Origin of the sequence: Mycobacterium stomatepiae (assembly GCF_010731715.1) — a bacterium.
GTDB classification, from domain to species: Bacteria; Actinomycetota; Actinomycetes; order Mycobacteriales; family Mycobacteriaceae; genus Mycobacterium; species Mycobacterium stomatepiae.
This window is the reverse complement of record NZ_AP022587.1, coordinates 4,461,689-4,481,318: the sequence shown is the minus strand read 5'-3', so window position 1 is coordinate 4,481,318 and position 19,630 is coordinate 4,461,689. Positions and strand designations below refer to the sequence as shown.

At 66.9% G+C, this 19,630-nt stretch carries 21 protein-coding genes and 1 pseudogene; 8 read left to right on the top strand and 14 right to left on the bottom strand.

All coding sequences use genetic code 11. The features are described from left to right. Window position 1: 1 nt before the first annotated feature. The 11 genes from panD to G6N54_RS21155 all read right to left on the bottom strand — a co-directional run bounded on the left by panD (window position 2) and on the right by G6N54_RS21155 (window position 9,882). Window positions 2-433 carry an aspartate 1-decarboxylase gene (gene panD / locus G6N54_RS21205; protein ID WP_163791774.1) on the bottom strand — a complete coding sequence of 144 codons (432 nt, stop codon included), beginning with the start codon at window positions 431-433 and terminating at the stop codon, window positions 2-4. Continuing rightward, window positions 433-1,359, bottom strand: a complete 927-nt coding sequence (gene panC, locus G6N54_RS21200) for a pantoate--beta-alanine ligase (protein WP_163791773.1) — start codon at window positions 1,357-1,359, stop codon at window positions 433-435. Before panC ends, panD begins: the two co-directional genes overlap by 1 nt. Further along, on the bottom strand, window positions 1,356-2,267 hold the full coding sequence (locus G6N54_RS21195; protein ID WP_163791772.1) for a Rossmann-like and DUF2520 domain-containing protein: 912 nt from the start codon (window positions 2,265-2,267) through the stop codon (window positions 1,356-1,358). The genes panC and G6N54_RS21195 overlap by 4 nt, the downstream gene beginning before the upstream one ends. A gap of 116 nt (window positions 2,268-2,383) precedes the next feature. Next, the gene (locus G6N54_RS21190; protein WP_163791771.1) at window positions 2,384-3,748 is read right to left on the bottom strand and encodes a DUF6779 domain-containing protein; all 1,365 of its coding nucleotides are present in this window, start codon (window positions 3,746-3,748) and stop codon (window positions 2,384-2,386) included. A 144-nt stretch (window positions 3,749-3,892) separates the two neighbouring features. Then, window positions 3,893-4,369, bottom strand: coding sequence for a DUF3180 domain-containing protein (locus G6N54_RS21185; protein ID WP_163791770.1), 477 nt, complete (start codon window positions 4,367-4,369; stop codon window positions 3,893-3,895). Then, window positions 4,369-4,896: a 2-amino-4-hydroxy-6-hydroxymethyldihydropteridine diphosphokinase gene (gene folK / locus G6N54_RS21180; RefSeq protein ID WP_163791769.1), complete on the bottom strand. Its 528-nt coding sequence runs from the start codon at window positions 4,894-4,896 to the stop codon at window positions 4,369-4,371. Before folK ends, G6N54_RS21185 begins: the two co-directional genes overlap by 1 nt. A 52-nt stretch (window positions 4,897-4,948) precedes the next feature. Continuing rightward, the gene (folB, locus tag G6N54_RS21175) at window positions 4,949-5,347 is read right to left on the bottom strand and encodes a dihydroneopterin aldolase (RefSeq protein ID WP_163791768.1); all 399 of its coding nucleotides are present in this window, start codon (window positions 5,345-5,347) and stop codon (window positions 4,949-4,951) included. Then, complete coding sequence (gene folP, locus G6N54_RS21170; RefSeq protein WP_163791767.1) at window positions 5,340-6,182, bottom strand: dihydropteroate synthase; 843 nt, start codon at window positions 6,180-6,182, stop codon at window positions 5,340-5,342. Before folP ends, folB begins: the two co-directional genes overlap by 8 nt. Further along, entirely contained in the window at window positions 6,179-6,787 is a 609-nt protein-coding gene (gene folE / locus G6N54_RS21165) for a GTP cyclohydrolase I FolE (protein ID WP_163791766.1), read from the bottom strand. The genes folP and folE overlap by 4 nt, the downstream gene beginning before the upstream one ends. A 15-nt stretch (window positions 6,788-6,802) precedes the next feature. Then, window positions 6,803-9,172, bottom strand: a complete 2,370-nt coding sequence (ftsH, locus tag G6N54_RS21160) for an ATP-dependent zinc metalloprotease FtsH (RefSeq protein ID WP_163791765.1) — start codon at window positions 9,170-9,172, stop codon at window positions 6,803-6,805. 251 nt (window positions 9,173-9,423) lie between these two features. Continuing rightward, window positions 9,424-9,882 carry a VOC family protein gene (locus G6N54_RS21155; protein ID WP_163791764.1) on the bottom strand — a complete coding sequence of 153 codons (459 nt, stop codon included), beginning with the start codon at window positions 9,880-9,882 and terminating at the stop codon, window positions 9,424-9,426. 54 nt (window positions 9,883-9,936) lie between these two features. On the opposite strand from G6N54_RS21155, the gene G6N54_RS21150 reads away from it, so the two are divergent. The 3 genes and pseudogenes from G6N54_RS21150 to G6N54_RS21140 all read left to right on the top strand — a co-directional run bounded on the left by G6N54_RS21150 (window position 9,937) and on the right by G6N54_RS21140 (window position 13,101). Beyond that, entirely contained in the window at window positions 9,937-10,905 is a 969-nt protein-coding gene (locus G6N54_RS21150; RefSeq protein ID WP_163791763.1) for an alpha/beta fold hydrolase, read from the top strand. Continuing rightward, window positions 10,902-12,088, top strand: a pseudogene (locus G6N54_RS21145) (LLM class flavin-dependent oxidoreductase). The gene G6N54_RS21150 and the pseudogene G6N54_RS21145 overlap by 4 nt, the downstream one beginning before the upstream one ends. Next, on the top strand, window positions 12,088-13,101 hold the full coding sequence (locus G6N54_RS21140; RefSeq protein WP_163791762.1) for a zinc-binding dehydrogenase: 1,014 nt from the start codon (window positions 12,088-12,090) through the stop codon (window positions 13,099-13,101). The pseudogene G6N54_RS21145 and the gene G6N54_RS21140 overlap by 1 nt, the downstream one beginning before the upstream one ends. Before the next feature lie 9 nt (window positions 13,102-13,110). Here G6N54_RS21140 and G6N54_RS21135 read toward each other — a convergent pair whose 3' ends face one another. Next, a complete protein-coding gene (locus G6N54_RS21135; RefSeq protein WP_163791761.1) occupies window positions 13,111-13,359 on the bottom strand; it encodes a hypothetical protein in 249 nt (82 codons plus the stop codon). A 70-nt stretch (window positions 13,360-13,429) separates the two neighbouring features. Here G6N54_RS21135 and G6N54_RS21130 point away from each other — a divergent pair, with 70 nt between their 5' ends. Both G6N54_RS21130 and G6N54_RS21125 read left to right on the top strand, forming a co-directional pair. Continuing rightward, window positions 13,430-13,747, top strand: coding sequence for a hypothetical protein (locus G6N54_RS21130; protein ID WP_163791760.1), 318 nt, complete (start codon window positions 13,430-13,432; stop codon window positions 13,745-13,747). Beyond that, the gene (locus G6N54_RS21125; protein ID WP_163791759.1) at window positions 13,744-15,291 is read left to right on the top strand and encodes an HNH endonuclease signature motif containing protein; all 1,548 of its coding nucleotides are present in this window, start codon (window positions 13,744-13,746) and stop codon (window positions 15,289-15,291) included. The genes G6N54_RS21130 and G6N54_RS21125 overlap by 4 nt, the downstream gene beginning before the upstream one ends. Window positions 15,292-15,295: 4 nt before the next feature. Here G6N54_RS21125 and G6N54_RS21120 read toward each other — a convergent pair whose 3' ends face one another. Together G6N54_RS21120 and G6N54_RS21115 are read right to left on the bottom strand one after the other, a co-directional pair. Further along, a complete protein-coding gene (locus tag G6N54_RS21120; protein WP_232072913.1) occupies window positions 15,296-16,456 on the bottom strand; it encodes a PPE family protein in 1,161 nt (386 codons plus the stop codon). 12 nt (window positions 16,457-16,468) lie between these two features. Then, window positions 16,469-16,768: a PE family protein gene (locus G6N54_RS21115; protein WP_163791758.1), complete on the bottom strand. Its 300-nt coding sequence runs from the start codon at window positions 16,766-16,768 to the stop codon at window positions 16,469-16,471. A 418-nt stretch (window positions 16,769-17,186) separates the two neighbouring features. Here G6N54_RS21115 and G6N54_RS21110 point away from each other — a divergent pair, with 418 nt between their 5' ends. From G6N54_RS21110 to G6N54_RS21100, 3 genes are all read left to right on the top strand, one after another. Further along, on the top strand, window positions 17,187-18,041 hold the full coding sequence (locus tag G6N54_RS21110) for a helix-turn-helix transcriptional regulator (protein ID WP_163791757.1): 855 nt from the start codon (window positions 17,187-17,189) through the stop codon (window positions 18,039-18,041). 72 nt (window positions 18,042-18,113) lie between these two features. Next, window positions 18,114-19,361 carry a cytochrome P450 family protein gene (locus G6N54_RS21105; protein WP_232072912.1) on the top strand — a complete coding sequence of 416 codons (1,248 nt, stop codon included), beginning with the start codon at window positions 18,114-18,116 and terminating at the stop codon, window positions 19,359-19,361. Beyond that, window positions 19,358-19,627: a hypothetical protein gene (locus G6N54_RS21100; protein ID WP_163791756.1), complete on the top strand. Its 270-nt coding sequence runs from the start codon at window positions 19,358-19,360 to the stop codon at window positions 19,625-19,627. Before G6N54_RS21105 ends, G6N54_RS21100 begins: the two co-directional genes overlap by 4 nt. Window positions 19,628-19,630 lie beyond the last annotated feature (3 nt).

The following is a 19,630-nucleotide window of genomic DNA, read 5'->3' as shown; positions in this document are numbered from 1 at the left end:
GCTATCGCGCACCCATCCGGGGATTGAGCAACTCAGCCGCTCCGACTATTTCGAAGTCGGGCACGAATGCCGGGTCGTTGCCCAGGTCGATCTGCTTGTTGTCGGCGTCGACGAAGACGATGCGCGGCTGGTAGGCACGGGCCTCGGCGTCCTCCATCGTCCCGTACGCGATCAGGATCACCAGGTCGCCAGGGTGCACGAGATGTGCCGCGGCACCGTTGATTCCGATGATGCCGGTGCCACGCTCGCCCGTGATGGCGTAGGTGACCAGGCGGGCGCCGTTGTCGATGTCCACGATGGTCACCTGCTCACCCTCCAGCAGGTCGGCCGCGTCCATCAGATCGGCGTCGATCGTCACCGAGCCGACGTAGTGCAAATCAGCCTGCGTGACGGTGGCGCGGTGGATCTTTGATTTGAGCATCGTCCGAAACATCAGTTCCTCCAAGGTGATTCATGGTTGTCCGGCCCGAAGGGTGCCGGCGTGGCTTCGACGTCGATCGCGATGTTGTCCAACAGTCTGGTGCTGCCCAGCCGGGCGGCGATCAGTAGCCGGCCGGGCCGGCCGACCTGCGCCGGGCCGAGGTTCGCGTCGCGCAGCTCCAGGTAGTCGACGTCGATGGCCGGTGCCGCCGCGAGCACCTCGCGGGCCGCATCCAGCGCGGCGCGTTCGCCCGCGCCCGCCGCATGCGCGCCGGCCAGCAGCGCCGCCGACAGCGTGGCCGCCAATTCGCGCTGGACCGGGTCCAGGTAGCGGTTGCGCGACGACATCGCCAGCCCGTCGCCTTCCCGCACGGTGGGCACTCCGACGACCTGCACCTCGAGATTCAAGTCGGCGACCATCTGACGGACCAGCACCAACTGCTGGTAGTCCTTTTCGCCGAAGAAGACCCGGTCGGGCCGCACGATCTGCAACAGCTTGCACACAACGGTCAACATCCCGCCGAAATGCGTTGGGCGCGCCGCTCCTTCGAGCTCAGCGGCCAGCGGACCGGGCTGCACTGTGGTGCGCATGCCGTCGGGATACATCGCCGCGGCAGTCGGGGCGAACACGATCTCGACGCCTTCGCCGCGCAGCAGCGCCAGGTCGTCGTCGAGGGTGCGCGGGTAGGCGTCGAGGTCTTCGCCGGCGCCGAATTGCAATGGATTCACAAAGATCGAAACCGCGACTACCGAGCCGGGTACCCGCTTGGCCGCGCGCACCAAGGACAGGTGCCCCTGATGCAGCGCGCCCATCGTCGGCACCAGCATTACCCGGCGGCCGGTGTGGCGCAGTGCGCGACTGACATCCGACGCGTCGCGTGGCGCCGCGTAGACGTTCAGCTCGCCCGGATTGAACTTGCGGGCCGTCTTCGCGTTCATTGCGCCAGCACCTCGACGACGGCCTGCGGGGCGTGGGCACGCTGCGCGGTCCGTAGGGCATTGACCCGATAGGCCTGGGCCAGCTCGGGATCGACGTGCGTCAGCGCGCGCAGGTGGTCGGCGACCGCGGCGGCGTCGCCGCGGGCCACCGGACCGGTGAGCGCGGCCTGCCCGCGCTGCAGCGTGTTCTCCAGCGCCGCGCGGGCCAGCGGGCCGATGATGCGTTCGGCAAGGCCACCGGGCTGCTCGTCGACGGTCTGTTGCCCGAGCAGTTCGCTGCCCCGCAGGGCGGCCCGCAACGCGTCGAGCGCGTCGGCGAGCACCGCCACGATGTGGTTGCCCGCATGGGCCAGCGCGGCGTGGTAGAGCACGCGGTCGTCCTCGCGCACGCAAAACGGCTCGCCACCCATCTCCAGCACCAGTGACTGCCCGATCGCGTGGCCGACGTCGTCGGCCGCGGTGATGCCGAAGCAGGTGTCGGGCAGCCGGCTGATGTCCTCGTCGGAGCCGGTGAACGTCATCGCCGGGTGAATCGCCAGCGAGATGCAGCCGAGCTGGGCCAGCGGCTCCAGAATGCCGACGCCGTTCGCGCCCGACGTGTGCACGACGATCGTGCCGGGCCGGACCGCCGAGGTCGCGGCCAGCCCGGAGATCAGGCCGGCGAGTTCGCTGTCGGGAACCGCCAACAGCAGCAGCTCGGAGGCCGCGGCGACGTCGGGCGGCGAAGCCACCGTGGTATCGGGCAACCGATGGGCCGCCCGCTGGCGCGACGTATGGGAGATGGCGCTGCACGCCACCACGACGTGCTCAGCGCGCTCCAGCGCGACACCCAGGGCGGTACCCACCCGGCCAGCCGAAATGATCCCTACCTTGAGCCTGGCCGGGCGCAAACCGTCGAACTGCTCCACCGCAGACGACCTCGCATCGTTGATTCGTTCGTTCCAGTCCCAACTCGGAGGTACCGGACGGTCATTACGACTGTAGTCGATCGTCGACCCAGTCCCAATGTGAGGAAGCTCCCAGCTCAGCCCTCTCGGCGGCGGCGCCGGCCTCCGTCGGATGGCTGCACCTGCAGCCGTGCCAGCAGGTCGGCAACCGACTGACCGCCCGTTTGCGGTGCTTCACCGCCGTCCAGCCCCTCATCGGCGCCGAGGTGGCGGGGCGCCGGCTCCAGGTGTGGTGCCGGGGCCAGTCGAGGCGGCGGCGGCGGCGGCGCGTCCGGCGGCGCCTGCCTGAGGTGCGGCGGCGGGGGTGGCGCGGTCGCGGCGGCGGGAGGCGGCGAGCCGGGCTCGTTCGGAGCGATGAAGTTGCGGACACTGTAGTCGCGGTACTCCGCGGAGTGCCGCGACCGCGACCGCCGGCCGGATTCGCCGGCCGGCGACGGTTCGTTGCCCGCGGGCGGGCCATCGAACTGCTCCTCGGCGTCTGCATGCCGGCGTCGGCGCCGGCCCGACGGCGGGGCGACGGGTGCCTCGGGCGCGTCGGCACCCGCCCAATTGCTGCCCGGCGCGCCCGGGGGCAGCCAGAGCCCGTCGGCGTTGACCGGCTGCCAATCCGGCCGAGTCGGCGGCGGCGGCGGCTCCGGCGGCGGTACCGGCCGCCACTGTGGGGGCTCGAATCGCGGGTCTGCCTCCGCCGGAGCCGGCATCGGCGGGGGCACATACGGCGGGGCCTCGGGGTAGTGGACCTGCTGCTGCGGGTAAGCAGCCTCTTGCTGACCCTCGTACTGGGACCGTCGCGAGCGGGGCGGAAGCAGCGGTTCTTCGGGCACGTCGATGATCGCGGACTCGTCGGTGCGGGATTCGGCCGAGCTCACCGATGCGCCCTCCCGGACCGAGGTGACGCGGTCGCTGGTCACCCAATCGACGCCCGCGCCCTCGCTATTGCGGTCCCAATCTCGGTAGGTGCGGGCGGGCGGCGTATCGGTCTCCAGGGTCTCCAGGGCGGGCCGCTGCTCGAGATCGGTGTCGAACAGGATTTCCAGGCTGTTCCGCAGCGCAGCCACCTCGGCACGCAGCGCGGCCAGATCGTCGGCGGCTTGGGCGCGGATCTCTGAAGCCAGCTCGCGGCGTAACTGGGACTCGACGGTCAGCTCGTACTCGCGACGCGCTGAGATCTCGCGATCAAGCTGCAAATCGTAGACCAGTTTCAGGTCGCGCACCCGCGACTGGTCGGCGTCGCTTTGCCGGCGATACAGCACCGACACGAAGGCACCGGCGACTGCGGCCCACAGCGCCAGGATCACAGCGAGCTTGAGAAGTTCCACGCGATTCGTGAAAACCAGTGCGGAACTCGCCCCGATTGCGAGGACCAGCAACGTCGTCAAGAGCACCCACCCCGGCCTGCGGCCGCCGCGCCGAACCCGGGCGCCGCGGGACAGAACGGTCATGGCCTGACTGTACCTGCGCGACGTCACTCCGCGTGTCGCGCGACTCCGGCGATTCTCACCTGGGTTAATCCGTCGATTGATCGCTGTTGATCAGCCCGTGGTTCCGGCCGGCCCGGGTTGTGGCCCGCAACCTCGCCGGGTCCGCTAGCTCTCCGCCCCCTCGACGTGATCGGTGGGATCCGGTGGGGACTTGCAGCAAGCCTGCAACCACAGCGCGGCACCCAACAGCGCCAGCGCGCTGACGGCCGCCACCACAGTTCCGGTGGTGTCCTCCGCGGCTACCCGCAACCACGATCGGCGCGGCAGGAAGTACACCAGGATCCCGATCCACCAACCCAGGACCAGGGCGCCCACCCAGGCCGACGCCTTGGCGACCATCACGCTGCGGGCCACCGAAAGCGGATGCAGCCAACCGGGTCCGTCCCCGATCTCCCCGTCGTTGATCTTGGCTCGCACGTAGCGCGCCCACAGCGCCTCGGCGACGGCGACCGCGAGCAGCGACAGACCGGTCCACACCGTGATCGGTGGAAACCACCGGAATAGCACCTTGATCAGCAGATATCCCAGAAATGCGGCACCGACCACCGCGGCCGTTAGGTCACGTTTCCGGGTCGGCCCCATCAGCTCGTCGATCCCCGCTCGAGCACCAGGCCGGACGGCCGCACACCGTCTCGGTCGGCCGGCTCCAGCTCGGTCACCAGTCGGGCGACGGGCTGCGGTCCGCCGGCCACCGTCAGCTGAGCGTCCGGGTCGATGTCCAGCCACGGGATCATGACGAACGCCCGCAGATGGGCCAGCGGATGCGGCAGCGTCAGGTTGTTTTCCAGGCTGAACACCTCGCCGTCGGCCGAGTGGCAGGCGATCAGGTCCACGTCCAGGCTGCGCGGGCCCCAGCGTTCGCCGCGAATCCGGCCCGCGGCCTGCTCGAACTCCTGCGCCCGGCGCAGCCAGCCCTGCCCGTCGAGGGCCGGGTCGTCGGCGATCAGCACCGCGTTGAGGAACGGCCCCTGCTCTAGACCGCCCCACGGAGCCGTCTCGTACGCGGGCGAGATGGCGATCACCGCATCGCCGAGCCCGTCGACGACCGACTGCAACCGCGCCAGCCGGTCCCCGAGGTTGGAACCGATGGACAGTACGACGGAGGTCATGAGCGCCGCTCCTCCTCATCGCTGCGCTCTGCATCGTCGCCGACGCGCGTCATCACACCCCGCCCGCGGGAATCACCGAACCGCGACCGCCCCGCCGCGACCGTCGGATCACCACTGCCACGTCGGCGAACTGCTGCTCGATCGGGGCATGCGGCTTGTGCACCGTGACCTCGACGGCATGCACGCGTTCGTCGTCCATCACGAAATCTGCGATCTCCGCGCCCACCGTTTCGATCAGGTTCCGTGCGGGGCCCGCGACGATGGCGGCGGCCCGCTCGGCCAGGGCAGCGTAGTCGTGGGTGTCGGCCAGGTCGTCGCTGGCGGCGGCATCGACCAGGTCGATCCACGCCACAATGTCGACGACGAACTCCTGCCCGTTGATCCGCTCGAATTCGTGCACTCCGTGCCGGCCTTGAACTGTCAAGCCGCGCAACTCGATTCGGTCAGCCATCGCTTTGAGTCCGCTCTGTCTGGGTCCACGCGCCCACGACCTTGAGGGCGTCGACCGAGGCCCGCACATCGTGCACTCGCACACCCCAGGCCCCGTCGAGGGCGGCCAGCGCGGAAATCACCGCGGTCGCCGTCTCGCGCCCGTCGGGCGGTCGCGGCGACCCATCCGATCCGGCCAACAGCGTACCGAGGAACCGTTTACGCGAGGCACCCAGGAGTACCGGCACCCCCGTGGTCACCAACTCTGGCAACGCGTGTAGCAACGCCCAATTATGTTGTCCCGTCTTGGCGAATCCCAGCCCGGGGTCGATGATCAGCTTCGCCGGGTCGACGCCGGCGCGCACCGCGTCGTCAACGCTGGCCAGCAATTCCGAGCGCACCTCCGCCACCACATCGCGGTAGTGCGGGGCCTGGTGCGGATGCTCGGCCGACACCGATCGCCAATGCATCAACACCCACCGCACCCCGGCTTCGGCCACCAGCGGCGCCATCGCGGGATCCGCCCGTCCGCCGGACACGTCGTTGACGATCTGCGCGCCATTCTCCAGCGCCGTGCGCGCGACGTCAGCGTGCATGGTGTCAATGCTGACGGTAATACCCCGCGCTGCAAGTCCTTTGACCACAGGAACGACGCGGGCGCTCTCTATTCCGGGGTCGATCCGGGTGGCACCGGGCCGGGTCGACTCCCCGCCGACGTCGACGATGCCCGCGCCCTCGGCCGCCAACGCCAGGCCGTGCGCGACGGCGTTGTCGACGTTGAGGTAACGCCCGCCGTCCGAGAATGAGTCATCAGTGACGTTGACAACCCCGACGACCTGCACAGGCGGCGAACTCACTTACGCAGGATCAGGTCGAGCGCTTCGGCTCGGGACGCAGCGTCGGTTTTGAATTGCCCGCGTACCGCGGAGGTCGTAGTGATCGCGCCGGGCTTGCGCACACCGCGCATCGCCATGCACAGATGCTCGGCCTCGACCACGACGATCACCCCACGGGGGCCGAGCCGCTTCACCAGCGCATCGGCGATCTGGCTGGTGAGCCGCTCCTGAACCTGCGGCCGCTTGGCGTAGAGGTCGACCAGCCGCGCGATTTTCGACAACCCCGTGACCCGGCCGTCCGTCCCGGGGATGTAGCCGACGTGCGCAACGCCGTGGAACGACACCAGGTGATGCTCACATGTGGAGTACAGCGGTATTTCCTTGACGATCACCAATTCATCGTGGTCTTCGTCGAACATCGTGTTGAGCACGTCGGAGGGGTCGGTGTAGAGCCCGGAGAACATTTCCCGATATGCGCGAGCGACACGGGCGGGAGTGTCCCGCAACCCCGCTCGCTCCGGGTCTTCGCCGATCGCATACAACAGCTCGCGGACGGCCGCCTCCGCACGTGCCTGATCGAACGCCCGTACGCGATCCAGCGCGGCCCGGGTATCCGGCAGCACCATCGAATTCTCCGTTCGTCAGCCTCGGGCCGGCGGATTGGGCCGGCTCACATCCTCATCCCGTTGGTCAGGCGATTTTCCCGGATCCGGACTGGGCTGAGCAGGCGGGGGGTACGGCGGGTAGGGCGGGTACGACGGCTGAGCCTGGTCCTGGCCCGGGCCACGCCCGGGCTGGCCCGGATAACTCGGCGCCGGCTGCGGCCAATACGGCTGCGCCGGAGGCGGATACCAGTGACCCTGCGGTTGTTGCTGCGGGGGCGGCGGCCAGCCCGGCGCATACCAGCCGGCCGGAGCACCGTAGTCCGGCTGGGTGGGATGACGCTCGTGATCGCCGGTGCCCTGTCCTCCGTGAGAACCGTTGGGGCCGTGGGCTTTTCTGTCGGCCTCCACGCGCGCGGCCTCGGCGGCCTGACTGGCCGCCGCGATCGCGGCTTTGAATGCCGGCTCGGGAACCGGCTGGGGCCAGGGCTCGCCGCGCTCGATCGCCAGCTCGCCGGGCGTCTTGATCGGCGGCTTGTCCGACGGGATGCGGCCGCCGAAATCGTCGAACACCGTGAGCCGGGGCCGCTTTTCGACGCCGGAGAAGATCTGCTCCAGCTCGGGGCGGTGCAGGGTCTCTTTCTCCAACAGCTCGCCGGCCAACGTGTCGAGCACATCGCGGTACTCGGTAAGGATTTCCCAGGCCTCGGTGTGTGCGGCCTCGATGAGCTTACGGATTTCGTCGTCGATGTCGCGGGCGACCTCGTGAGAGTAATCCGCCTGATTGCCCATCGTGCGGCCCAGGAACGGGTCGCCGTGCTCGGAACCATATTTGACGGCACCGAGTTTGGCGCTCATGCCGAATTCGGTGACCATCGCGCGCGCGGTTTTGGTGGCCTGCTCGATGTCGGACACCGCGCCGGTCGTCGGCTCGCGGAAGACCAGCTCCTCGGCGGCGCGCCCACCCATCGCGAACACCAGCTGCGCGACCATCTCCGAGCGGGTGCGCAGGCCCTTGTCCTCTTCGGGCACCGCGACGGCGTGCCCGCCGGTGCGACCGCGGGCCAGGATCGTCACCTTGTACACGGGGTCGATGTCGGGCATCGCCCAGGCGGCCAGGGTGTGCCCGCCTTCGTGATAGGCGGTGATCTTCTTCTCGTGCTCGCTGATGATCCGGCCCTTGCGGCGCGGTCCGCCGATCACCCTGTCCACCGCCTCCTCGAGAGCGGGCCCGGTGATCACGGTGCCGTTTTCCCGCGCGGTCAGCAGCGCGGCCTCGTTGATGACGTTGGCCAGGTCGGCACCGGTCATACCGACGGTTCGCTTGGCCAGCCCGTCCAGGTCGGCGTCGGAGGCAATCGGCTTGCCCTTGGAGTGCACGGCCAGCACCGCACGCCGGCCCGCCAGGTCGGGGTTGGACACCGGGATCTGGCGGTCGAAGCGTCCCGGGCGCAACAGCGCCGGGTCCAGGATGTCGGGCCGGTTCGTCGCGGCGATCAGGATGACGCCGGCACGGTCGCCGAAGCCGTCCATCTCGACCAGCAGTTGGTTCAGCGTCTGCTCGCGCTCGTCGTGGCCACCGCCCAGGCCGGCGCCGCGCTGGCGGCCCACCGCGTCGATCTCGTCGACGAAGATGATGCACGGGCTGTTCTGCTTGGCCTGTTCGAACAGGTCGCGCACCCGGGAGGCGCCGACACCGACGAACATTTCGACGAAATCCGAACCCGAGATGGTGAAGAACGGCACCCCGGCCTCACCGGCCACCGCACGGGCCAGCAACGTCTTGCCGGTTCCCGGGGGCCCGTAGAGCAGCACACCCTTGGGGATCTTGGCGCCCAGGGCCTGATACCGGCTGGGGTTCTGCAGGAAGTCCTTGATCTCGTAGAGCTCCTCGACCGCCTCGTCGACGCCGGCAACGTCGGCGAACGTGGTCTTCGGCATGTCCTTGGACAGCTGCTTGGCGCGCGATTTGCCGAAGCCGAAGCCCATCCGGGCGCCGCCCTGCATGCGCGAGAACATTACGAACAGCCCGACCAGCAGCAGCAGCGGCAGCACGTAAACCAGCAGCTCGCCCAGGATGCTGCCTTCGTTGACGACGGTCGCGACCTTGGCGTTCTTCGCATTCAGGGCGTTGAACAGGTCGATGGCATAGCCGTTGGGGTATTTGGTGATGACCTTGTCGGAGTTGTCGGTGTCGTTGTTGCCCTTCTTCAGGGTCAACCGCAGTTGCTGCTCACGGTCATCGATCTGCGCGCTCTTGACGTTGTCGCCGCTGATCTGGGACAACGCCACCGAGGTGTCGACGGGTTTGTAGCCGCGGGTGTCATCGCTGAAATAGAAGAACGACCAGCCGAGCAGTACTACGACAGCGATCGCCGTGACTATGCGAATCACGTTTTTCCGGTTCATCAATCATCGGCCGTTTCGGCCAGGTCCTTCCCCGATACACGCAGCTGGAAAAGTTCAGGCTACCGCTAGTGACGATCGCTAGTTTCGGCAATGCCGGAGCGCAGCGGGTCGGCACCATCCAGTGCATTCAACGAGTGGCGGTTCCCGATACGACCTGGGGCACCGCAAATTGAGTTCGGGGACGCCTCGGGTCGGGAGAAGCCACCCTGGCGTGACACCGCAAAGCCATGATCACGCGGACCGTTGGGCGGTTAGTCGTAGTAGCGGGCTTCGATCACGTTGCCGTCGGGATCGGAGAAGTAGTAGATGTGCGGTGCCCATCCCCGGGCGCCGTAGCTGCGCTCGAGGCGGGCGCTGGTGTCGACTCCCGCGGCCCGCAGACGACGATCGAGGGCCTCGTACTCCGGCTTCGAGAACGCCAGGCAGACGTGGTTAACCGGGTGTCCGGCACTGCCGACGACCTTGGTCAGCACGTCGGTGCTTTCGATACCGGCTACCGGCATCAGGTCGATGATCGAGTCTTCGCACACCCGCACACTCGGGAACGGCGCCTGCCCGGCCGCGAACTCCTCAAATCGCACCGGGGTCAGCCCGATCACCTTCGTATAGAAATCCATCGATGCCGCAATGTCCTTCGTCCACAACACAATGTGGTCCAGCCGTGTCACGCTTACAAGGCAACCAGACCCCGCCGCAAAATGGACGGCCATTTTCGACCACGCCGAATACTTCTCAAGCAAGAGGCGTTGTGATTTGGTGTGTTGGTGCTCACATCAACCGAACGGTTAGTAGAGACGAACGGTGTACGGCTGCGAATCGTCGAGGCCGGCGATCGCGGGGCTCCGGTGGTGGTCTTGGCTCACGGCTTTCCCGAATTGGCCTATTCCTGGCGACACCAGATTCCGGCGCTCGCCGAGGCTGGCTATCACGTGCTGGCTCCCGACCAGCGTGGCTACGGCGGGTCTTCTCGCCCGGACGCGATCGAGGCCTACAACATCCACGAGCTGACGACCGACATCGTCGGCCTGCTCGACGACGTCGGCGCCCAGCAAGCCGTATGGATCGGCCACGACTGGGGCGCCCCGGTGGTGTGGCATGCGCCGCTATTGCATCCGGACCGGGTCGCGGCCGTCGCCGCCCTCAGCGTGCCGGCGATACCCCGATCGCACACGGCGCCGACGCAGGCCTGGCGCAACATGTTCGGCGAGAACTTCTTCTACATCCTGTACTTCCAGGAGCCGGGCGTCGCCGACGCCGAACTCAACGCCGATCCCGCCCGCGCGATGCGCCGCTTGTTGGGCGGCCTGCGCACCGACGGCGACCAGGCCGCGGGGGTGCGGATGGTCGCACCCGGCCCGGAAGGCTTCATCGATCGTCTCCCCGAACCGGATGCGCTGCCGGACTGGCTAAGCCAGGACGAGCTCGACCACTACATCGCGGAGTTTTCCCGCACCGGATTCACCGGCGGCCTGAACTGGTATCGGAATTTCGATCGCAACTGGGAGATGACCGCCGACGTGGCCGATGTGAAGATCACGGTGCCGTGCCTATTCATCGGTGGCACAGCCGATCCCGTACTCGCCTTCACCCGCGCCGACCGCGCCGACGAGATCGTCTCCGGGCCGTACCGGCAGGTGATGCTCGAGGGCGCCGGACACTGGCTACAACAGGAACGGCCCGACGAGGTCAATACCGTATTGCTGGAATTTCTCAACGGATTGGAGCTGTGGTGAACGCACCGCTTCGTTTCGGCGTCTTCATCACGCCATTCATCCGATCGGCCAATCACCAACGGTCGCATTGGAATACGACACGGAGCGCGTCGTTGCGCTGGATCGGCTGGGGTTCGACGAAGCCTGGTTCGGCGAACACCACTCCGGTGGCTACGAGTTGATCGCCTGCCCGGAAGTCTTTATCGCTGCCGCCGCGGAACGGACCAAGCACATCCGGCTGGGCACCGGCGTCGTCTCGCTGCCCTACCACCACCCACTGATGGTCGCGGACCGCTGGGTGCTGCTGGATCACTTGACCCGCGGCCGGGTGATGTTCGGCACCGGCCCCGGCGCGCTGCCATCGGACGCCTACATGATGGGCATCGATCCGGTCGATCAGCGGCACATGATGCAGGAGTCGCTCGAAGCGATCCTGGCGCTGTTCCGCGCCGGGCCCACCGAGCGCATCGACCGTCACACAGACTGGTTCACGCTGCGCGACGCGCAGTTGCACATCCGCCCGTACACTTGGCCCTACCCGGAAATCTCCACGGCGGCAATGATTTCGCCGTCCGGGCCGCGGCTGGCGGGCGCGCTGGGTACGTCGTTGCTGTCGTTGTCGATGTCGGTGCCCGGCGGGTTTGCCGCACTGGAGACGACGTGGGACGTGGTGCGCGAGCAGGCCGCCAAAGTCGGACGCGACGAACCGAATCGGGCCGACTGGCGGGTGCTGTCGATCATGCACGTAGCCGACACCCGCGAGCAGGCGATCAACGACTGTACTTACGGCCTGCAGGATTTCGCCAACTACTTCGGCGCGGCGGGATTCGTGCCGCTGGCCAACACCTTCGATGGCACGCAGACACCCTACGAATTCGTCGAAGACTACGCGGCCAAAGGAAACTGCTGCATCGGCACGCCCGACGACGCGATCGCACACATCGAGGATCTGCTGGAACGATCGGGCGGCTTCGGGACGCTGCTGATGCTCGGTCACGACTGGGCCTCGCCTGAGGCGACTTACCACTCATATGACCTGACGGCGCGCAAGGTGATTCCGCATTTCAAGGGACAGCTCGCGGCATCCCGGGCGTCGCACGAGTGGGCCAAAGTGCATCGCGACCAATTGATCGGCCGCGCCGGTGAGGCCGTCGTGAAAGCCATCACCGAGCATGTCGGCGAGCACGAAGGGGCGACGAACTGATGCGTGCCTCGGTGCTGCGCGACGGCCGGATGGTGTATCGGGACGACGTACCCGAACCGGTGCCGGGACCCGGTCAGGTGCTGGTCGGCATCCGCGCCTGCGGAATCTGCGGCTCCGATTTGCATTTCGCGGCCCACGGCGACCGCGTGCTGGAGATGACATCGGACGCGGCCGGCGCTGCCGGCGCCATGGACGTCGACCTGAATCGCGACATCTTCATGGGTCACGAATTCAGCGCCGAGATCCTCGAAGCCGGGCCCGACACCGACACCCACCCGGCCGGAACGATGGTCACGTCGCTCCCGATCCTGCTGTCTGCCAAAGGGTTCGATCCGATTGTCTACAGCAACAACACGCTCGGCGGCTACGGGGAGCGGATGCTACTGTCCGCTCCGATGCTGCTGCCGATTCCCAACGGGCTCGACCCCAGGCATGCCGCCCTGACCGAACCCATGTCGGTGGGGCTGCATGCCGTCAACAAATCCAACATCGAACGCGGCGAAACCGCACTGGTGATCGGCTGCGGCCCGATCGGCATCGCGATCATCGCCGCCCTCCGCCTTCGCGGAGTGGAAAGTATTGTGGCATCCGACTTTTCGCCGGCGCGGCGGGAGCTGGCCACCGCGATGGGCGCGCATCAGGTGCTCGACCCCGCGCAGGGATCACCGTTCGACTCCGTCAGGGCCAGGGTGGTGTTCGAGGCGGTCGGGGTGCCGGGGATCATCGATGACGTCCTGCGGCGGGCGCGGCACGGTACCCGGCTCGTGGTAGCCGGGGTGTGCATGCAACCCGATGAGGTGCACCCGTTCTTCGCGATTGCCAAGGAGATCAACGTGCAATTCGTACTCGCGCAGATCCCCGAGGAATTCGCCGAATCATTACATGCGTTGGCCGAGGGCGAGATCGACGTCGCCCCGATGATCACCGGTGAGGTGGGCCTCGACGCAGTCGGCAAAGCGTTCGACGACCTGGCCGACCCCGAGCGGCACTGCAAGATTCTCGTTACGCCTTAGGCGCGCGGGTCAACTGAGCTTCGTCGAAATGAATGGATCGGGTTTGGTGTCCCCACTCGACGAAAGCCCGCAGGTACCCGCCGGCACGGTGTTCCACATATCGCCGCGCAACGTGACCGCGTCCCACGAATAGTGCGGAGTCGCGACACCTGAACTACCGTCCGAGAACTGCACTGCGCCAGGGCTGGCCGGATCATCGATGGTCCACGTTCCGTCGGAGAGGGTCGCCCGGCTGTTCGCGCCGGTGTCCCATGCCACATTCACGCATCCCTCACCACAAGAAGTGACCGTCCAGGTGTGCGTGTAACTCTTCCAAGCAACCTTATACGTGCCGCTCATCGTTTATTCGGCCGACGCCGCGCTGGCGGTGCCGACAGCCAAACCGGCAAGGACGACGGACACCGCAAAAGGCCGCGTTTTGGTTATGATCTGGTTCTCCATCGCAGCGCAGTCTCAACGCATGGATGAAGATTTGGGCACTCGCGTCGTTGGCTGCGGATATCCACCGAAATCGATTTGCTGCGGGGATGTCGCGGCCGAACCATCTCAACAACCTTTCAGTCACAGCCGCAGTTATCCACAACATGCGACCCTGCCAAAAAGTTTGTCGGACCACCCTCCTACGATCACACGTATGTTCGAATGAATGGGCCTGGGGATTTGGTGTCGGTGGTCGAGTCGACACATCGGCAGGAGTCGATGTTGGTGGCGCGGCGGCTGGCGGCGGTGGCGGCGTTGCTGCGGCATCGGGTGGCCGCCACCGAGCAGGCCGACCACCAGCGGCGCGGTTATGCGGTGATCGACGGGTTCGAGCAGACCGCGGCGGAAGTGGCCGCCGCGATGAACCTGTCGCCGGTGGCGGCCGGCTATGTGGTGTCGCATGCCGAGGCGCTCGATACCCGGCTACCGACGGTGGCGGCGCGACTCGCCGAGGGCCGTACCGATTGGCGCACCGTGCGGTTGATCCTGAGCCGCACCGACTTGATCACCGACGCCGCGTTGATCGCGCAGGTCGACCGTTCGCTGGCCACACGCATCGGTACCTGGCACGGCTGGTCACGACAGCGCATCGTCAACGCCGTCGACGCCACGGTGCGCGCGGTGGATCCCGATGCCGCCCGGCATCGACGCGAGACCGCCGAAAGTGATCGCTACATCGCGATCAGCACGCGCGAGGACGGGATGGCCGACCTCTACGGCACCGTCGCCGCCACGGCCGCGGCGAGCTTTGATCGCCGGCTGTCCCAACTCGCGGCACAGGTGTGCACCGCCGACCCGCGCACGATGGAGCAGCGCCGCGCTGATGCCCTGGCTGCCATGACCGAAGGGCGCGGGCTGGCCTGCCGCTGCGGACAACCGGACTGCCCTGCCCGAGCCAGTACCGACGAGGCCGAACGCGATCCAGGCAGGGCCCGGGTGGTGATCAACGTGGTCGCCAGTGAACACACCGTCTGTGCCGACAGCGACGCCCCGGGCTATCTGCAGGGGTACGGGATCATCGACTCCGACCAGGTCCGTGAATTAGCAGCCACCGCCTCACTTCTCATCGCCGATCCGGTCACCAGCGCCGCGCAGGCGCTGCGGTATCAACCCGGCGCGGCACTGGAACGCTTCGTGCGGTGCCGGGATCTGACCTGCCGCTTCCCGGGATGCAGCCGTCCCGCGGTGGTCTGCGATCTCGACCACACCGTCGCGTTCAACCACCAGGATCCCGCGGCCGGCGGCCTGACAGTCGCACAGAATCTGAAATGCCGGTGCCGCCAACGCCATCGACTCAAAACCTTCGGCGCCTGGCGCGACACCCAACGCGCCGACGGCACCATCATCTGGACCTCACCCACCGGACGCACCTATCGCACCCACCCGGCGGGCGCGGATCTGTTCGCACAGCCGCGCGGCCCGGCGTGTGCCGCACCGACGCCGCCACGACGTGACCGATCCAAGCAACGACACGCGCGAATCACCCAGGCCCGCACACACAATCGCCGCCAACAAGCCCGCAACGAAGAAATAGCCGCCCGCAAGTTTCGAAACCACATGCGCGACATGCTGTTCGCGTTCAAGGGCACACCCAGTACCAGCCCCTTCTGCACCTGGGTCAACGACCCCCGCGAATCAGAAGAACTCCCCGCCGACTGGACCCCCAACGACCCGGCCCCGCCACCCCTGCCCGACGACCCACCCTTCTGATGACTCACCCACCCACCGGGGGGTGTGCGATGACCACGGGCTTGAAACCGTATCGGGGAGGCGCGAAATGGGCCGCGGCCGCACCAACGCCGTTGAGCGTCACTACAGCCGGGCTTACTGGCGGCGAGGTCGCCGCCCATGACGCCGGAACGGACATGCCCCCAACGGATGCGGCCCGGCCCACCGACGCCGCGGCATTGCCCAACGCTCCCGAAAGCGCGCGCGGCACAGCCTCGACGGCCCGGGTTGCACCCTCCGCTGCCTGGGCGGCCCCCTCGGTCGCGGCCTTGGCGGCCTGGGGCGCGAAGCCCTGCGCGAGCTGCTGGACGTCTCTGAACGAGGTGGTGAACAGCCGCGTCGGCGAAACCAATTTGATGAGCGCATCGAATGGCGAGCTGCCATCCAGAACCTGCGAACCCGTCAGACCCTCGAAAATATCGCCCAGCAAGCCGTTGAACTGAATCCCATCTCCGTCGGAGTTCATGCCGATCCCACCGAAGTTGAACCCGGCATTCTGCTGCGGATTGCCGGCCAGCGCCGACAGCGCGTGCGGCACCGCGTCGAGCGTCTGCGCATTGGCGCCCGCGTTGGCTCCGGCCGCCTGCGCGACCGCCGCGGCCTGGCCGGCGGTCCCGGCGGCGTTGGTGGCCGGGGCCGCTGGTTGGGGCGGCGGCAACGTCGCCGCCGCGGACGACGCACCCGCATAGCCGTACATCGCGACCGCGTCTTGCGCCCACATCTCGCCGTACTCCGTCTCGGCGGCCGCGATTGCCGCGGTGTTCTGACCGAGGAAGTTCGTCGCCAACAACTCCATCAGCAACAACCGGTTCGCCGCGACGACCTGCGGGGGCACCGTTTCAGCGAAGGCCGCCTCGAAGGCACCCGCCGCCGCGGATTGCGCACCGACCAGCTCCGCCTGCCCGGCCGTGCTCTGCAGCCACGCCACTTGCGGCATGGCCGCGGCGAGCATGATCGCGGCAGACGGCCCCTCCCAGGGCCCATCGGAGAGGCTTCCGATCAACGCCCCATAGGCAGCCGCCGCGGCGTACAGCTCGGCCGCCAACCCGTCCCAGGCCGCCGCGGCGGCCACCAGGGGCCCCGAGCCCGCGCCCGAATACATCAGCGTGGAGTTGATCTCCGGCGGCAACTGCGCGAAATCCAGCATGGACGTATCCGCCTAATCGACCGTGGTGGCGTTGGCGAACTCAGTGGCGGCATACGAGCCGGCACTGACGCTGAGCGTTGCCGCCAACTGCTCTCGGACTGCCGCGGCCTCGGCGCTGATCCCCTGAAAGAGCTGTGCGTGCGAAACGAATTGCGCCGCAGTTAATGTCGACACACCATCGGCCGCGGCGGGCGCAACTCCCGTCGTCGGCATTGTCGCAGCCGAACTTCCCTCCCGCACCGCCTCATTCACGCTATGCAGCTCGGCGGCAACCGCATTCAGCACTTCAGGCTGTGCCCTTACGAAAGACATAACTCCTCCTCAAAAAAGCTTCGATACAACGGCTTTCGGTGATCAATAACTCTCGGCATTCGAGGCTTTCGGTACCAATCGCGGGCTCTCGAATCAGCCGACTGGACACGTTAGGCGTGGTAAGCCCGTAAATAACAGCCCTGGACTGGCCAATTCATTGCTGAGTCGAAAACTGTTCACATTTCTGGTCTTAGCTGCTGCAAATTTGGCTTTTTGCATGAAAAAGTCTGCAAACAAATATGATTGGAGATTTATATGAGTTTATGCGCGACTTCCCGGGTGGCAGTTATGCTCCACGCCCGAAAGCCGCGCCGCACCCCAACTCCGCCCGCCCCGTCCAAGTCTCCCGTCCTGGGCCTCGTAGCCCGGCAGGTGCCAGCTAGTTGCTGGCTATGCTGGTTAAGGCAGCTCATTAGCAATGCGACGGGACGGAGCCAATGCCGACGCGCGAATCCCCTGCGGGCTGACCACCGTGACCGAAGGAACCGCCCTGGCGCAGTTTCTGCGCGCCCGCCGAAGTCTGGTCCAGCCCGCCGACGTTGGTTTGCCGGCCGGCGGCCGTCGCAGGGTCGCCGGACTACGCCGGGAAGAAGTGGCGATACTCGCCAATATCAGCACCGATTACTACCTGCGCCTCGAGCAAGGCCGCGAGGAGCATCCGTCGGACCAGGTGCTCATTGCGCTGAGCCGTGCCCTGAAACTCGACGACGACGCCGTGTCGTACCTGCGAAACCTGATGCGCCATAAGTCCACCGACGCCGTCGAGCCACTGCGGGACCCACACCCGGGTATTCGCGGCCTGATCGACGGGTGGCCGCTGACGGCGGCGCACGTGGTCGATCCCGGGTTGACCGTGATCGCCACCAACCATCTGGCCGACGCCCTGCTGCCCAGCTTCGGAGTCGGGGCCAACACAATGCGGGAATTGTTCCGCGACCCCGAGACGCCGAACTTCTATCGCAACTGGAAGAAGCTGGCCGCGTGGGCAGTTGCCCTGGTTCGCGTCTTGTACGGCCAGCGCCCCGACCCCGCCCTGATCAGTCTGGTCGACGAGCTGGTCGATCAATGCCCACGGTTCCGTCAGCTTTGGGAGCGCCACGACGTCAAGTACGAACCCGCCGGGCTAATGCTGGTCAACCACCCGCGGGTGGGCAACCTCGACCTCAACTATCAGCAGATGGCGTTGCCGACGACCGGTCATGTGCTGGTGGCCTATTGGGCCGAACCAGGGTCCGCGTCGGAAGAGGGCATGCGCCGCCTCAGCGTCGGGTGAGAGGCTGGGAGTCGAACAACCAGGAAGCACGCGTCCTGGATAGCTCACGCTTGCCTCCGCACTATTTGTGATGTGAGCGAGAATGCGTTCCAGATCGACACGGAATCGGCGCCGGCCGAAAACTCGCCGCGGCTCGACCGGGCCTTCATTCAGGACCCGCACGTCCTTTATCGCCGGCTGAACACCGCCGGCCCGGCGCATCGTGTCGAGATCTGGGGCGAGGCACACGCCTGGCTGGTCACGCGTTACGACGAGGCGCGGGCACTATTGGCCGACCCGCGACTGAGCAAGAACTGGCAGGGGCTCACCCGGTTCTTTCCGGCCAACACCAATGATCCGTACCGGTCACTGCTCAACAGCCATATGTTGCTGCAGGATCCGCCCGACCACACCCGGCTGCGCAAACTGCTCACCAGGCCGTTCACCGCCGCCAGCGTGCGAAAGATGCGACGCGACGTCGTCGGGATCGCCGACGAGTTGCTCGACGGCGTTGCGGTTGCCGCGCGCAACGATGCCGTCGTGGATCTGATGCCGTCGTACGCGGTTCAGCTGCCGTTGGGCGTCATCGGCCGGCTGCTGGGCGTGCCCTCCGACGATCGCGACCGGTTTCGCACGCACGTCGAGCCGTTGCTCACCAGCAGCGACCCGACCGTATTGGGTGCGGCCGAAGATGCGTTGGTCGACCTGCTGACCGGGTTGATCGACCGCAAACGCGCACGGCCGGCTGACGATCTGCTCGCCGCATTGGTGCACGCGTCCGACGTCGATGGCAAACTCTGCTCAAACGAGTTGCTGTCGACTGCCTACCTGCTGATTGTGGCGGGCTACGAAACGACGGTGAACCTGATCGGCAACGGCGTACTTGTGCTGCTGCGCAACATATCTCAACTCGCTGCGTTGCGCACCGACCCGTCGTTGATGCCGTCGGCGATCGAAGAGTTCCTGCGATTGGAGAGCCCGCTCAACACGGCCACCATGCGGTTCACCGCCGAGGCGATCCGGGTCGGCGATGTCGAGATACCCGCGGGTGAACTCGTCTTGGTCGCCCTGCTCGGCGCCAATCACGACAGCCGGCAGTTCGACGATCCGGACCGCCTTGACGTGTCCCGGACGCCCAACCCACACCTGGCATTCGGGCACGGCATTCACCACTGCCTCGGCGCACCGCTGGCCCGCCTCGAAGGCGAGATTGCCATCGGCCGCCTTCTTGCCCGCTTTGAACGAATCACGTTGGACAGCAACAGCATTCTGCAATACCGACACAGCACACTGATGCGCGGCCTGACCGCGCTTCCCGTTCGTCTGCACGAGTACCCATGAACGAAAACAGCACCCAGTACGGCACAATACAACTGCTGGGCATGATCGCCGGAGCGCTGGTGGCACTGGCCATCACGCCAGCGCTGATTTGGACGACGATTGCCGCGAATGGCCCTCTCGCCCTGGTGATCTTGCAGCTAGTCGTCATGGGATTAATCTCAAAACTGCTGTTAAGCAAGCTGTTTCGATTTCGCGAGTTAAACCACGGCGACCACGGCGGCCGGACGACGAGCGACCCCTGGAGCACTGAGCCGTCAAGCGGCTAGGGT

Coding starts and splice junctions, on each gene's coding strand:
- G6N54_RS21125 (WP_163791759.1), top strand. CDS start 13,744: ATGAATGGGCCTGGGGATTTGGTGTCGGTGGTCGAGTCGACACATCGG.
- G6N54_RS21100 (WP_163791756.1), top strand. CDS start 19,358: ATGAACGAAAACAGCACCCAGTACGGCACAATACAACTGCTGGGCATG.
- folK (WP_163791769.1), bottom strand. CDS start 4,896: ATGACCTCCGTCGTACTGTCCATCGGTTCCAACCTCGGGGACCGGCTG.
- ftsH (WP_163791765.1), bottom strand. CDS start 9,172: ATGAACCGGAAAAACGTGATTCGCATAGTCACGGCGATCGCTGTCGTA.
- G6N54_RS21155 (WP_163791764.1), bottom strand. CDS start 9,882: ATGGCCGTCCATTTTGCGGCGGGGTCTGGTTGCCTTGTAAGCGTGACA.
- G6N54_RS21120 (WP_232072913.1), bottom strand. CDS start 16,456: ATGCTGGATTTCGCGCAGTTGCCGCCGGAGATCAACTCCACGCTGATG.
- G6N54_RS21190 (WP_163791771.1), bottom strand. CDS start 3,748: ATGACCGTTCTGTCCCGCGGCGCCCGGGTTCGGCGCGGCGGCCGCAGG.
- folB (WP_163791768.1), bottom strand. CDS start 5,347: ATGGCTGACCGAATCGAGTTGCGCGGCTTGACAGTTCAAGGCCGGCAC.
- panC (WP_163791773.1), bottom strand. CDS start 1,359: ATGAACGCGAAGACGGCCCGCAAGTTCAATCCGGGCGAGCTGAACGTC.
- panD (WP_163791774.1), bottom strand. CDS start 433: ATGTTTCGGACGATGCTCAAATCAAAGATCCACCGCGCCACCGTCACG.
- G6N54_RS21110 (WP_163791757.1), top strand. CDS start 17,187: ATGCGACGGGACGGAGCCAATGCCGACGCGCGAATCCCCTGCGGGCTG.
- G6N54_RS21115 (WP_163791758.1), bottom strand. CDS start 16,768: ATGTCTTTCGTAAGGGCACAGCCTGAAGTGCTGAATGCGGTTGCCGCC.
- folE (WP_163791766.1), bottom strand. CDS start 6,787: ATGGTGCTGCCGGATACCCGGGCCGCGCTGGATCGCGTACGGGCGTTC.
- G6N54_RS21185 (WP_163791770.1), bottom strand. CDS start 4,369: ATGGGGCCGACCCGGAAACGTGACCTAACGGCCGCGGTGGTCGGTGCC.
- G6N54_RS21140 (WP_163791762.1), top strand. CDS start 12,088: ATGCGTGCCTCGGTGCTGCGCGACGGCCGGATGGTGTATCGGGACGAC.